This is a genomic window from Streptomyces sp. NPDC045026, assembly GCF_056432625.1.
The window spans coordinates 108,441-120,865 of the sequence record NZ_JBWKIS010000013.1; the positions used below are offsets into that span (position 1 = coordinate 108,441).

General features: G+C 70.7%; 10 protein-coding genes. 7 read left to right on the top strand and 3 right to left on the bottom strand.

All coding sequences use genetic code 11. The annotated features are described in order from the left end of the window. The first annotated feature begins 42 nt into the window (after positions 1 to 42). The 6 genes from AC07EJ_RS26180 to AC07EJ_RS26205 all read left to right on the top strand — a co-directional run bounded on the left by AC07EJ_RS26180 (position 43) and on the right by AC07EJ_RS26205 (position 8,678). Positions 43 to 1,035 carry a malate dehydrogenase gene (locus AC07EJ_RS26180; RefSeq protein ID WP_389479852.1) on the top strand — a complete coding sequence of 331 codons (993 nt, stop codon included), beginning with the start codon at positions 43 to 45 and terminating at the stop codon, positions 1,033 to 1,035. Positions 1,036 to 1,340: 305 nt separating this feature from the next. Further along, on the top strand, positions 1,341 to 2,843 hold the full coding sequence (locus tag AC07EJ_RS26185) for an aldehyde dehydrogenase family protein (RefSeq protein ID WP_389479855.1): 1,503 nt from the start codon (positions 1,341 to 1,343) through the stop codon (positions 2,841 to 2,843). A gap of 102 nt (positions 2,844 to 2,945) precedes the next feature. Beyond that, positions 2,946 to 4,484, top strand: a complete 1,539-nt coding sequence (locus tag AC07EJ_RS26190; protein WP_389479857.1) for a GMC family oxidoreductase — start codon at positions 2,946 to 2,948, stop codon at positions 4,482 to 4,484. Further along, positions 4,484 to 5,710, top strand: a complete 1,227-nt coding sequence (locus AC07EJ_RS26195) for a quaternary amine ABC transporter ATP-binding protein (protein WP_389479859.1) — start codon at positions 4,484 to 4,486, stop codon at positions 5,708 to 5,710. The genes AC07EJ_RS26190 and AC07EJ_RS26195 overlap by 1 nt, the downstream gene beginning before the upstream one ends. Then, positions 5,710 to 7,683 (top strand): ABC transporter permease, encoded by a 1,974-nt coding sequence (locus AC07EJ_RS26200; protein WP_389479861.1) that lies wholly within the window; start codon positions 5,710 to 5,712, stop codon positions 7,681 to 7,683. The genes AC07EJ_RS26195 and AC07EJ_RS26200 overlap by 1 nt, the downstream gene beginning before the upstream one ends. A gap of 47 nt (positions 7,684 to 7,730) precedes the next feature. Continuing rightward, complete coding sequence (locus tag AC07EJ_RS26205; RefSeq protein ID WP_478885044.1) at positions 7,731 to 8,678, top strand: ABC transporter substrate-binding protein; 948 nt, start codon at positions 7,731 to 7,733, stop codon at positions 8,676 to 8,678. Positions 8,679 to 8,863: 185 nt separating this feature from the next. Here the strand turns inward: AC07EJ_RS26205 and AC07EJ_RS26210 are convergent, their stop codons facing one another. Together AC07EJ_RS26210 and AC07EJ_RS26215 are read right to left on the bottom strand one after the other, a co-directional pair. Further along, complete coding sequence (locus AC07EJ_RS26210; protein WP_478885045.1) at positions 8,864 to 9,307, bottom strand: carboxymuconolactone decarboxylase family protein; 444 nt, start codon at positions 9,305 to 9,307, stop codon at positions 8,864 to 8,866. Positions 9,308 to 9,348: 41 nt separating this feature from the next. After that, positions 9,349 to 9,915 (bottom strand): carboxymuconolactone decarboxylase family protein, encoded by a 567-nt coding sequence (locus AC07EJ_RS26215; protein WP_478885024.1) that lies wholly within the window; start codon positions 9,913 to 9,915, stop codon positions 9,349 to 9,351. Between the two features lie 47 nt (positions 9,916 to 9,962). On the opposite strand from AC07EJ_RS26215, the gene pdxR reads away from it, so the two are divergent. Next, positions 9,963 to 11,387 (top strand): MocR-like pyridoxine biosynthesis transcription factor PdxR, encoded by a 1,425-nt coding sequence (gene pdxR, locus AC07EJ_RS26220; RefSeq protein WP_478885025.1) that lies wholly within the window; start codon positions 9,963 to 9,965, stop codon positions 11,385 to 11,387. A gap of 13 nt (positions 11,388 to 11,400) precedes the next feature. Here the strand turns inward: pdxR and AC07EJ_RS26225 are convergent, their stop codons facing one another. Next, positions 11,401 to 12,246 (bottom strand): DMT family protein, encoded by an 846-nt coding sequence (locus AC07EJ_RS26225; RefSeq protein ID WP_478885046.1) that lies wholly within the window; start codon positions 12,244 to 12,246, stop codon positions 11,401 to 11,403. Positions 12,247 to 12,425: the final 179 nt, after the last annotated feature.

Here is a 12,425-nt window from a genome sequence, read left to right on the forward strand (position 1 = left end):
GAGATCGATCAAAAAAAGCCCTGCTGTCATACGGAGAACGCCATGACCCGCACTCCCGTGAACGTCACCGTCACCGGCGCAGCCGGCCAGATCGGCTACGCACTGCTCTTCCGCATCGCCTCCGGCCAGCTGCTCGGCGCGGACGTGCCGGTCAACCTGCGCCTCCTGGAGATCACCCCGGCGCTCAAGGCCGCCGAGGGCACCGCCATGGAGCTCGACGACTGCGCCTTCCCGCTGCTGCAGAACATCGACATCTCGGACGACCCGAACGTCGCGTTCTCCGGCGCCAACGTCGCCCTCCTCGTCGGCGCCCGCCCCCGCACCAAGGGCATGGAGCGCGGCGACCTGCTCTCCGCCAACGGTGGCATCTTCAAGCCGCAGGGCAAGGCGATCAACGACAACGCCGCGGACGACATCAAGGTCCTCGTCGTCGGCAACCCGGCCAACACGAACGCGCTCATCGCGCAGGCCGCCGCCCCGGACGTACCGGCCGACCGCTTCACGGCCATGACGCGCCTGGACCACAACCGCGCGCTCACGCAGCTCGCGAAGAAGACCGGCACGACGGTCGCGGACATCAAGCGCCTCACCATCTGGGGCAACCACTCCGCCACCCAGTACCCGGACATCTTCCAGGCGTCCGTCGCGGGCAAGCCGGCCATCGAGGCCATCGGCGGCGACGAGAAGTGGCTGGCCGACGACTTCATCCCGACCGTCGCCAAGCGCGGCGCCGCGATCATCGAGGCCCGTGGCGCGTCCTCGGCCGCCTCGGCCGCGAACGCCGCGATCGACCACGTGCACACGTGGGTCAACGGCACCGCCGAGGGCGACTGGACCTCCATGGGCATCCCGTCGGACGGCTCCTACGGCGTCCCGGAGGGCCTGATCTCCTCCTTCCCCGTCACCACCAAGGACGGCAAGTACGAGATCGTCCAGGGCCTGGACATCAACGAGTTCTCCCGCGCCCGCATCGACGCGTCGGTGAAGGAGCTCGAGGAGGAGCGCGCCGCGGTCCGCGAGCTCGGCCTCATCTGATCCACGCGTCCCGCAGGTACCCGTAGTCACCTGCACGCGGCCTTACCCGCGCCCCCGTCCGTCCGGTCGATCCGGAGGGGTGGGGGCGCGGTGTTTGTACGGGGCATGTACCCCGAGTAGCGGCGCCAGTGGTGACATTTCGGGCTTATTGGCCATCTGAGCGGTGACACGGGCCACTTTCGGCCACGGGTTGTGCATGCTTTCCGATCCCCAGGGCAGGGGCTTCCGACGTCGCGGGCTCTGCTTGAAAAGGGAGTTCCGTGATGTTCAGGGGGACTGTTCGGGAACGGAAGGCAAAACGGGACGTGTCTGAAAACCAGAGCATTTTTGTGGACGGAGAGTGGCGCGGAGCCGCCTCCGGGGCCACGCGCGAGATTCTCGACCCGGCGGATGCCCAGCCGTTCGCGCTGATCGCCGAGGGCGGCACGCGGGACGCGGACGCCGCGGTGGCCGCCGCGCGCCGCGCCTTCGACGAGGGAACGTGGCCGGCGACGCCCGTCGCCGAGCGCGCCGCGCTCCTGCGCCGCGTCGCCGATCTCCTCGTACGCGACCGGGAGAAGATCGGTCTGCTCGAGAGCCGGGACGCGGGCAAGACGGTCGAGGAGGGCCGCGTCGATGTCGACTGTGTCGCCGACGCCTTCCGCTACTTCGCCGATCTGGTGGTCGGAGAGGGCGGCGGGCGCGTCGTCGACGCCGGGTCCGACGAGATCCACAGCGTCGTCGTGCATGAGCCCGTCGGCGTCTGCTCCCTGATCACCCCGTGGAACTACCCGCTCCTCCAGGCGAGTTGGAAGGTCGCCCCGGCCCTCGCCGCCGGAAACACCTTCGTCATCAAGCCGAGCGAGATCACTCCGCTGACCACGGTGGTCCTCATCGAGCTGCTGGCGGAGGCCGGACTCCCCGCGGGCGTCGCCAACATCGTGACCGGACCGGGCCACACCGTCGGCGCCCGGCTCGCCGAGCACCCGGACGTCGACCTCGTCTCCTTCACCGGCGGCCTGATCAGCGGTACGAAGGTCGCGCAGGCCGCGGCCGCCGACGTGAAGAAGATCGCCCTCGAACTGGGCGGCAAGAACCCGAACGTCGTCTTCGCCGACTCCTGCGAGACCGAGGAAGGCTTCGACACCGCTGTCGACCAGGCGCTGAACGCCGCCTTCATCCACAGCGGACAGGTCTGCTCCGCCGGTGCCAGGCTCATCGTCGAGGAGTCCGTGCGCGAGCGCTTCGTCGCCGAACTCGCCCGCCGCGCCCAGAAGATCAGGCTCGGCCGCGGCACCGAGGACGGCGTCGAATGCGGCCCCCTCGTCTCCGCGCAGCAGCGCGACAAGACCGAGTCGTACGTGGCCTCGGCCCTCGCCGAGGGCGCGGTGCTGCGCAGCGGCGGCAAGCGGCCCGAGCCCAGTGAAGTACGCCCCGTCGACGGGTACTTCTACGAGCCGACCGTCCTCGACCAGTGCCACCGCGAGATGCGCGTCGTCCGCGAGGAGGTCTTCGGCCCGGTCCTGACGGTCGAGACGTTCCGCACCGAGGACGAGGCCGTCGCGCTCGCCAACGACACCGAGTACGGGCTCGCGGGCGCCGTCTGGACCGCCGACGCGGGGCGTGCGCGCCGCGTCGCCGGACGCCTTCGGCACGGCACGATCTGGATCAACGACTTCCACCCCTACCTCCCGCAGGCGGAATGGGGCGGCTTCGGCAAGAGCGGGATCGGCCGCGAGCTGGGCCCCGCCGGGCTCGCCGAGTACCGCGAGACCAAGCACGTCTACCAGAACCTGGCGCCGAAGCCCGTGCGCTGGTTCGCGGGCTGACCACCCGCCCTTCGTACCGGGCTGACCACCCGCTTCCTTCGCGCTGGGCCGAACCGCCGCACTTAGCACCGCCCATTACGCGCAGAACCTTGGAGTTGACGCATGCCTGAGAAGTCCGTGAACACCTACGACTACGTCGTCGTCGGCGGTGGCACCGCCGGGTCGGTCATAGCGTCCCGGCTGACCGAGAACCCCGACGTCACCGTCGCCGTCATCGAGGGCGGCCCGAGCGACATCGACCGCGACGACGTCCTGACCCTGCGCCGCTGGCTCGGCCTCCTCGGCGGCGACCTCGACTACGGCTACACCACCACCGAGCAGCCGCGCGGCAACTCGCACATCCTGCACAGCCGCGCCAAGGTGCTGGGCGGCTGCTCGTCGCACAACACGCTCATCTCGTTCAAGCCGCTGCCCGGCGACTGGGACGAGTGGGCCGCGGCGGGCGCCGAGGGCTGGGACCACAAGGCGATGGACCCGTACTTCGGCAAGCTGCGCAACAACATCGTGGCGGTCGACGAGAAGGACCGGAACGCGATCGCCCGCGACTTCGTCGACGCCGCGCAGACCGCCACGGGCGTGCCGCGCGTGGACGGTTTCAACAAGGCGCCGTTCAAGGACGGCGTCGGCTTCTTCGACCTCGCGTACCACCCGGAGAACAACAAGCGCTCCAGCGCCTCCGTGGCCTATCTGCACCCGCACATGGAGGCCGGCGACCGGCCCAACCTGACGCTCCTGCTTGAGACGTGGGCGTACCGGCTGGAGATGGACGGCACCCGGGCGCGCGGTGTCCACGTACGGACGAAGGACGGCGAGGAGCTGCTCGTCGAGGCGCGGCACGAGGTCGTCGTGTGCGCCGGCGCGGTCGACACGCCCCGGCTGCTCATGCACTCCGGCATCGGCCCGAAGGCCGACCTGGAGAAGCTCGGGATTCCGGTCCTGCACGACCTGCCGGGCGTCGGCGAGAACCTGCTCGACCACCCCGAGTCGGTGATCGTGTGGGAGACGGACGGGCCGATCCCCGACAACTCCGCCATGGACAGCGACGCGGGCCTCTTCGTGCAGCGCGATCCGGCGGCGAGCGGGCCGGACCTGATGTTCCACTTCTACCAGATCCCGTTCACCGACAACCCGGAGCGCCTCGGCTATGTCAGGCCGGAGCACGGGGTCTCGATGACGCCGAACATCCCCAAGCCGCGCAGCCGCGGCCGCCTCTACCTGACCAGCGCGGACCCGCAGGACAAGCCCGCCCTCGACTTCCGTTACTTCACGGACGAGGAGGACTACGACGGCCGGACGCTGGTCGACGGGATCAAGATCGCGCGCGAGATAGCGAAGACCGAGCCGCTCGCCGGCTGGCTCAAGCGCGAGGTGTGCCCGGGGCCCGACGTCGTGGGCGACGAGGAGCTCGGCGAGTACGCGCGCAAGGTCGCGCACACCGTCTACCACCCCGCCGGGACCTGTCGCATGGGCGCGAAGAATGATGAACTCGCCGTCGTGGACCCGGAGTTGAAGATCCGGGGCCTGAAGTCGATCCGTATTGCCGACGCGTCCGTCTTCCCGACGATGCCGGCGGTGAACCCGATGATCGGGGTGCTCATGGTCGGGGAGAAATGTGCCGAGCTGCTGGGTGGTGATGCGTGATGAGTACGAACATGATGTCGAACGCTGAGGTGGCGGACGCGCGGGCGGGTTCGCCGGTGTTCTCCGTGAACAACCTGTGGAAGGTCTTCGGGTCGAAGGCCGACCGGGTGCCGGGTGACGCGGAGCTGGCCGGCCTGAGCGCCGCCGAGCTGCGCGCCCGCACCGGGTGCACCGCCGCCGTGCGCGACGTCAGCTTCGACGTGCGCAAGGGCGAGGTCTTCGTCGTCATGGGCCTCTCCGGCTCCGGCAAGTCCACCCTCGTACGCTGCCTGACCCGGCTCATCGAGCCGACCTCGGGCGGCATATCCATCGACGGCGAGGACGTCCTCGGCATGGACAAGGGGCGCCTGCGCGAACTGCGCCGGCACCGCGCCGCCATGGTCTTCCAGCACTTCGGGCTCCTGCCGCACCGCACCGTGCTCGACAACGTCGCCTACGGCCTGGAGATCCAGGGCATGGGCCGCGCCGAGCGGCGCGCCAAGGCGGCGGAGGTGGTGGCGAAGGTCGGCCTCGAAGGTCTTGAGCAGCGGCGACCCGGGCAGCTGTCCGGCGGTCAGCAGCAGCGTGTCGGGCTCGCGCGCGCCCTCGCGGTCGATCCCGAAGTGCTGCTGTTCGACGAGCCGTTCAGCGCCCTCGACCCGCTGATCCGCCGCGACATGCAGGAGGAGGTCATCCGGCTCCACCGCGAGGAGGGACGGACCATGGTCTTCATCACGCACGACCTCAGCGAGGCGCTGCGGCTCGGCGACCGGATCGCGCTGATGCGCGACGGCCGGATCGTGCAGCTGGGCACGCCCGAGGAGATCGTGGGCTCGCCCGCCGACGACTACGTACGCGAGTTCGTCCGGGACGTGCCGCGCGAGCAGGTCATGACCGCGCGCCGCGCGATGCGGCCCGCCGACGCCGACGAGCAGGACCGCGGCCCGGCCATCGCGCCCGGCGCGACCGTGTCGGAGGCGATCGAGGCGGTCGCCAGGACCGGGTTCCCGGTGCGGGTCATGGACGACGGGCGGTGCCTGGGCGTCCTGGACCATGCGCGGCTACTGGGCGTGGTGGCGGGGACGGATACGGAGACGGGGGCTTCCGGAGACGGGGGTGTGGCCGGGTCCGACTCGGGCGGTGCCTCCGGTTCCGGTTCGGCTGTGACTGACGGTTCCGGTTCCGATGCGGCGGCCGTGGCCGACGCGCCCGGGACCGTCACGCCGCCGGGTGAGGAGGTCGCCTGATGGCCGCCGCCAGTACCGCCACCGCCCCCGCGGCGGACACCCCGCGCCTCGGCGCGCTCCTGCGCAACCGTGCCCTCGGCAAGCTCCTGCTGCTCGCCGTCGTCGCGGCCGTCCTCGTACCCATCGTGAACGCCAAGTGGGCGAGCGGCAGTTGGCCGCATGCGCTCACCGTCGACCTCACCGGACCACTGGGCAAGACCAGTGACTGGATCATCGACAACCGGGACAGCCACCCGCTGTTCCTCTACTTCTTCGGCCACATCAGCAACGCCGTCGTCCTGAGCGTGCGCGGCGTCTACCTGGTGCTCCTCGCGGCCGGCTGGGCGGGCGTCACCGCGGCGGCCGGGCTCGTCGCCTGGCGCGTCGCGGGCCTGAAGCTCGCGGCGGCCGCCGTCGCCGCGCTCCTCGTGTGCGGCTCGTTCGGCATGTGGGTGCCGACCATGCAGACCCTCGCGCTGATGGTCGTCGCGGTCCTCGCCTCGGTCGTGCTCGGCGCGCTCCTGGGACTCGCGGCCGGACTCTCCGACCGCACGTACCGGGCGCTGCGGCCCGTCCTCGACACGATGCAGGTCTTTCCCGCGTACGCGTATCTGCTGCCGGTCGTCCTCGTGTTCGGCATCGGCGTCCCCGCGGCCGTCCTCGCGACCGTCGTCTACGCCGCCCCGCCGATGGCCCGCCTCACGGCGCTCGGCCTGCGCGGCGCCGACGGCGGCGTCATGGAGGCCGTCGCCTCGCTCGGCGCGACCGCGCGCCAGCGGCTCCTCACGGCCCGGCTCCCGCTCGCCCGCAAGGAACTCCTCCTCGGGCTCAATCAGACGATCATGATGGCGCTCTCGATGGCCGTCATCGCGTCGGTGATCGGCGCGGGTGGCCTCGGTGACCGCGTGTACCAGGCACTGGCCTCCGTGGACGTCGGCGCGGCCCTCGCTGCCGGTATCCCGATCGTGCTGCTCGCCGTGATCCTGGACCGTACGACGGCCGCGGCGGGGGAGCGGCTCGGCGCCGCCGAACCCGACGGCCGCCGTCTGCACGGCCCGTACGGCTGGGTCGTCGCCGCCGTTCTCGCCGTGGTCGTCGCCCTCGTGGGCCGCCTCGCGGACCGGATCGACTGGCCCGACGCCTGGACCGTGAACATCGCGGACCCGGTCAACAACGCCGTCGACTGGATGACCGACCACCTCTACTCCGGCGTTCCCTACATCGGCGGAACCGCCGACTGGGCCGGCCACTTCACCACCTGGGTCCTCAACCCCCTGCGCGACGGGCTCCAGTGGCTGCCCTGGTGGTCCGTGCTCCTCATCGTCGCCGCGCTGGCCTGGCTGATCGGCACCTGGCGGACCGCTGTGACCGCCGTGCTCGCCATGGCCGCAATCGGTGTCCTCGGGGTGTGGAAGCCGTCGCTCGACACGCTGTCGCAGGTGCTCGCGGCCGTCGCCGTGACGCTCGTCGTCGGCTTCGCGGTCGGGATCGCGGCGGCGCGCAGCGAGCGACTGGCACGCCTGCTCAGGCCCGTGCTCGACGTCTTCCAGACGATGCCGCAGTTCGTGTACCTGATCCCGGTGGTCGCGCTGTTCGGCGTCGGCCGCGCCCCCGCGGTCGCCGCCGCCGTCGTCTACGCGCTGCCGGCCGTCGTCCGCATCACGACGCAGGGGCTCCGCCAGGTCGACAGGGCCGCCATGGAGGCGGCCCGGTCGATGGGCGCGACGAGCGGGCAGCAACTGCGCCAGGTCCAGCTCCCGCTGGCCCGGCCCGCGCTGCTCCTGGCCGTGAACCAGGGTGTCGTCCTCGTCCTCGCCGTCGTGATCATCGGCGGTCTCGTGGGCGGTGGCGCGCTCGGCTACGACGTCGTGTTCGGCCTCGCCCGGGGCGACCTGGCGACCGGGCTCGTCGGCGGCGCGGCGATCGTGTGCCTCGGCCTCATGCTCGACCGGGTCACCCAGCCGACCGAACGCCGCGCGAAGAAGGGAGCGTGATCGCCATGCGAGCACTTCGATCTTTCCGCCCGGCGCGGGCACGCAGGATGACCATGGGGCTCGCGGCTGCGGGCACCCTCCTGGTGGCGACCGGCTGCGGCGCCGCCGACATGACCAAGCAGTCGTCCCCGTATGCCAATGCCCAGGGCGCGAAGACGGTGACCCTGTCCGTCCAGTCCTGGGTCGGCGCCCAGTCCAACGTCGCCGTCGCCGAGTATCTGCTCAAGCACGAGCTCGGCTACCGCGTCGATACCGTCCAGGTCGACGAGGTCCCCGCGTGGGACGCGCTCAGCCAGGGCCGCGTCGACGCGATCATGGAGGACTGGGGCCACCCCGACCAGGAGCAGCGGTACGTCAAGGACAAGAAGACGATCGTGAACGGCGGCGACCTCGGCGTCACCGGACACATCGGCTGGTTCGTCCCCACGTACTTCGCCAAGCAGCACCCGGACGTCACGAACTGGAAGAACCTCAACAAGTACGCGTCCCAGCTGCGCACCGCGGAGAGCGGCGGCAAGGGCCAGCTCCTCGACGGCTCCCCGTCGTACGTCACCAACGACAAGGCGCTGGTCGACAACCTGAAGCTGAAGTACCAGGTCGTGTTCTCCGGTTCCGAGGCGGCGCAGATCACGCAGATCAAGCAGTTCGCCAAGGCCAAGAAGCCGTTCCTGACGTACTGGTACCAGCCTCAGTGGCTGTTCAAGAAGGTGCCGATGACGGAGGTGAAGCTGCCCGCGTACAAGAAGGGCTGCGACGCCGATCCGAAGAAGGTGGCCTGCGCCTATCCGAAGACGCCGCTGCAGAAGTACCTGAACGCGGACTTCTCGAAGAACGGCGGCAAGGCGGCGGCCTTCCTGAAGAACTTCAAGTGGACGACCGAGGACCAGAACGAGGTCTCCCTGCTCATCGCCGACCAGAAGCTGTCTCCGGACGAGGCGGCGAAGAAGTGGATCGACGAGCACGAGTCGACCTGGCGGTCCTGGCTGCCGAAGTAGCCGTAGGGCTCCTCCCCGCGCGCGTGCCGGGTGCTTTTCCTGACGGGGGCACCCGGCACGTCTGTGCGAAGGCCTCGATGTGTGCAGGTGGGGTGGGGTGGGGTGAGCGTGCGGCGTGGGAGCGCGGGCGCGGACATCGGCTCGGGTGTGGCGGCGTGGGCGTCGGCTCGGGTGTGGGCGTCACGTCACCACTGCGGTCCGCCCGGCGCGATCCGGCGGCTCACCATGAGCCGGTTCCAGCTGTTGATGGCAGTGATCACGCCGAGGAGGTGGGCGAGCTCGTCCTCACCGAAGTGCTTGGCCGCCGCCTCATACGTCTCGTCCGGCACGAAGCCGTCGGTGAGGACGGTGACGGCCTCGGTCAGCGCCAGCGCGGCCCGCTCCCGTTCTGTGTAGTGCTCGGGGGCCTCCGCCCAGGCGCTGAGCAGCGCGATCTTCTCCCAGGTTCTGGACTTCGCTCGAACAGGGGATCCCCCAACCGCGCTCTCGCCGTTCTTCCCGACGGCGAGGTCCACGTGCATGTCCAGGCAGAACGCGCACGCGTTGATCTGCGACGCCCGGATCATCACCAGCTCGCCGAGAACCGGGTCGCCGAGCCCCTTCTTCGCGGCGGCGCTGAACGCGATCATCGCGTCGCGCACCCCGGCGCCCAAGTGCGTCGTACGGGCTGTCACTTGAAGTCGCCCGCGGTGTAGTGCCCGGGCACCATCCGCGTCGACACACCGAACCGGTTCCACGCATTGATCACCGTGATCGCCGCGATCACCTGCGTCAGCTCCTTCTCGTCGTACACCTTCGCCGCCTTCTCGTACGTCTCGTCGGGCACGAACCCGTCGGTGAGCACCGTGATGGCCTCGGTCAGCTCGATCGCCGCGATCTCCCTGGCCGTGTAGAAGTGCTGCGACTCCTCCCACGCGGCCAGCTGGATGATCCGCTCGACGCTCTCGCCCGCGGCGAGTGCGTCCTTGGAGTGCATGTCGAGGCAGAACGCGCAGTGGTTGATCTGCGAAGCACGGATCTTGATCAGCTCCAGCGTCACCGGATCGACGCCCTTACTGGCCTCCGCGTCGAGCCGGATCATGGCCTTGTAGACCTCCGGAGCGTGCTTGGCCCAGGCCAGCCGGGGCGTGTGCTCGTGGACGTACTCCTTGGTGTTGGTGTTGGTGTTGGTGTTGGTGGCGGTGTCGATTTCGGCGTTCTGGCGGGCGCTGTCGGTGGTGTTCTCGGTCGTCGTCATGACATCGACCCTACGAGCGGAGTAGCCCACGGGTATGGTCCATTTCCATGGTGGAATCCTGGGCCACTTCGCCCTCCGGTCAAGCGCTCGGTATCGATCTGCATGTCGAGCCGACCGGCTCCGGCCTGCGCAAAGGCCTGACCGACGCGCTCCGTGACGCCGTACGCGGTGGACGTCTCGCCCCGGGGGTCCGACTCCCTTCATCCCGCACGCTCGCCGCCGATCTGGGCATCGCCCGCAACACGGTCGCCGACGCCTACGCCGACCTCGTCGCCGAGGGCTGGCTCACCGCGCGCCAGGGCTCGGGGACGCGTGTCGCGGAGCGACCGGTCGAGGCGCCCCGGCCGGCCTCGCCCCGGGGCCGGCGCGCCCCGGCCAGCCTCCGCTACGACCTGCACCCCGGCACCCCCGACCTCTCCTCGTTCCCGCGCGCCGAGTGGCTCAAGGCTTCGCGCCGCGCCCTCAACGCCGCCCCGAACGACGCCCTCGGCTACGGTGATGCCCGCGGCCGCATCGAGCTGCGCACCTCCCTCGCCGGCTACCTCGCCCGCGCCCGCGGCGTCCACGCCGACCCGGACCGCATCGTGATCTGCTCCGGCTTCGTCCACGGCCTGATGCTTCTCGGCGAGGTGCTGCGCGGCAGGGGCGTGCGCGACGTGGCCGTGGAGACGTACGGCCTCGACGCCCACTGGAACATCCTGACGCGGTCAGGTCTGCATACCCATCCCCTTCCCTTCGATCAACTAGGCACCTCCACCGACGAGTTGGCGACCGGTGAACCGGACGTGGGCGCCGCCCTCCTGACCCCCGCCCATCAGTTCCCGATGGGCGGGGCCCTGCACCCCGACCGCCGCACCGCCGTCGTCGACTGGGCCCGCCGCACCGGCGGACTGATCCTGGAGGACGACTACGACGGCGAGTTCCGCTACGACCGCCAGCCCGTCGGCGCCCTCCAGGGCCTCGACCCCGACCGCGTCGTCTACTTCGGCACGGCCAGCAAATCCCTCGCACCCGGCCTGCGCCTCGGCTGGCTGGTCCTGCCGCCGTCCGTCATCGAGGAAGTGATCGAGGCGAAGGGTGTCGCCGACTGGTCGTGCGGTGTCCTCGACCAGCTGACCCTCGCGGAGTTCATCGACTCGGGCGCCTACGACCGCCATGTCCGCAGCGCCCGCCTGCGCTACCGCCGCCGCCGCGATCAGCTCCTCGCCGCCCTCGCCGAACGCGCCCCCGACGTCCACCCCACCGGAATCGCCGCCGGCCTGCATGCCGTCCTCCAACTCCCGCCCGGCACCGAACAGTCCGTGGTCCGCGCCGCCGCCTGGCAGCGCCTCGGAGTTGCCGGCCTCTCCAGCTTCCGCCACGAAGCGGCCCCCGCCGAACCGCCCGTGGACGCCCTGGTGGTCGGCTACGGAACCCCACCGGACCACGCCTGGACAAGCGCCCTCGAGGCGTTGTGCCGAGCGCTTCCGTAGGGTCCGGGCTGCGTCAGATGCGGACCGGTGTGGGCGCGTCCTGCACTGGCGCTTCCCCGAAGCGCGCCAGCGCCAACGCCCCCGCCACGGCCACCACGAACCCGAGAACCGCCAGCCAGCCCAGCCCCTCGCGCGTGCGATCCCCCAGCCAGATCACCCCGACCAGCGCCGGCCCCACCGTCTCGCCCACGACCATCCCCGCGGTGGCCGTGGTCACCGACCCCTTCTGCAACGCCGAGGTCAGCAGCAGAAACGCCGCACCCCCACCGAGCAGCAGTGCATACGTCGCCGGATTGGTCAGCAACGCGCCGGGTGACACGTCGTCGATGAGCCGCACCGACACCTCCACCACCCCGAATCCGAAACCCGAGCCGAGCCCCAGCGCGAGCGCCCGGCCCCGCCCCGGCAGCCGCCCGGCCACCGCACCGATCAACAGCACCCCGACCGCCGTTCCCAACATCGCGTACCGCAGCGCGTCCGAACCGGCCTTATCTCCCTCCGTCCCCGACGCCAGCCCCAACATTGCGAGCCCCGCCACCACCACCCCGACGGCGCCCCACTCGACGCCGCTCAACCGCACGCCCAGCAGCCGCGCAGCGACCACCGCCGTCACCGCCAGACTCGCGGCGAGCGCTGCCCCGACGGCGTAGATCGGAATGGACCGCAGCGCCACGACCTGCAACACGAACCCGAGCAAGTCGAGCCCCAGCCCGGCCACATAACGCCACTGACGCAGCGCCCGCAGCAACAGCGCCGCGTCGACGCCAGACCCCGACCCCGGTTCCGCGGCCCGAGCGGCCATCGCCTGCAACACGGAAGCCGTACCGAAACAGACCGCCGACCCGAGCGCGCAAACCATTCCAAGAAGCACAAAGCGACTGTAGAGGGTGCCCTCGTGCTGGCCGGCCCCCGATCGGCTTCCCCGCCGGGGGTGCCCCCGCGAGGGCCCGGACCACGAGTGGGCGGCCCGTGCCGGAGGCGCACCGCTTTCCCTTCGTGATCCCCCGCGAGGGACCCGGACCACGACTCGGCCGCCCG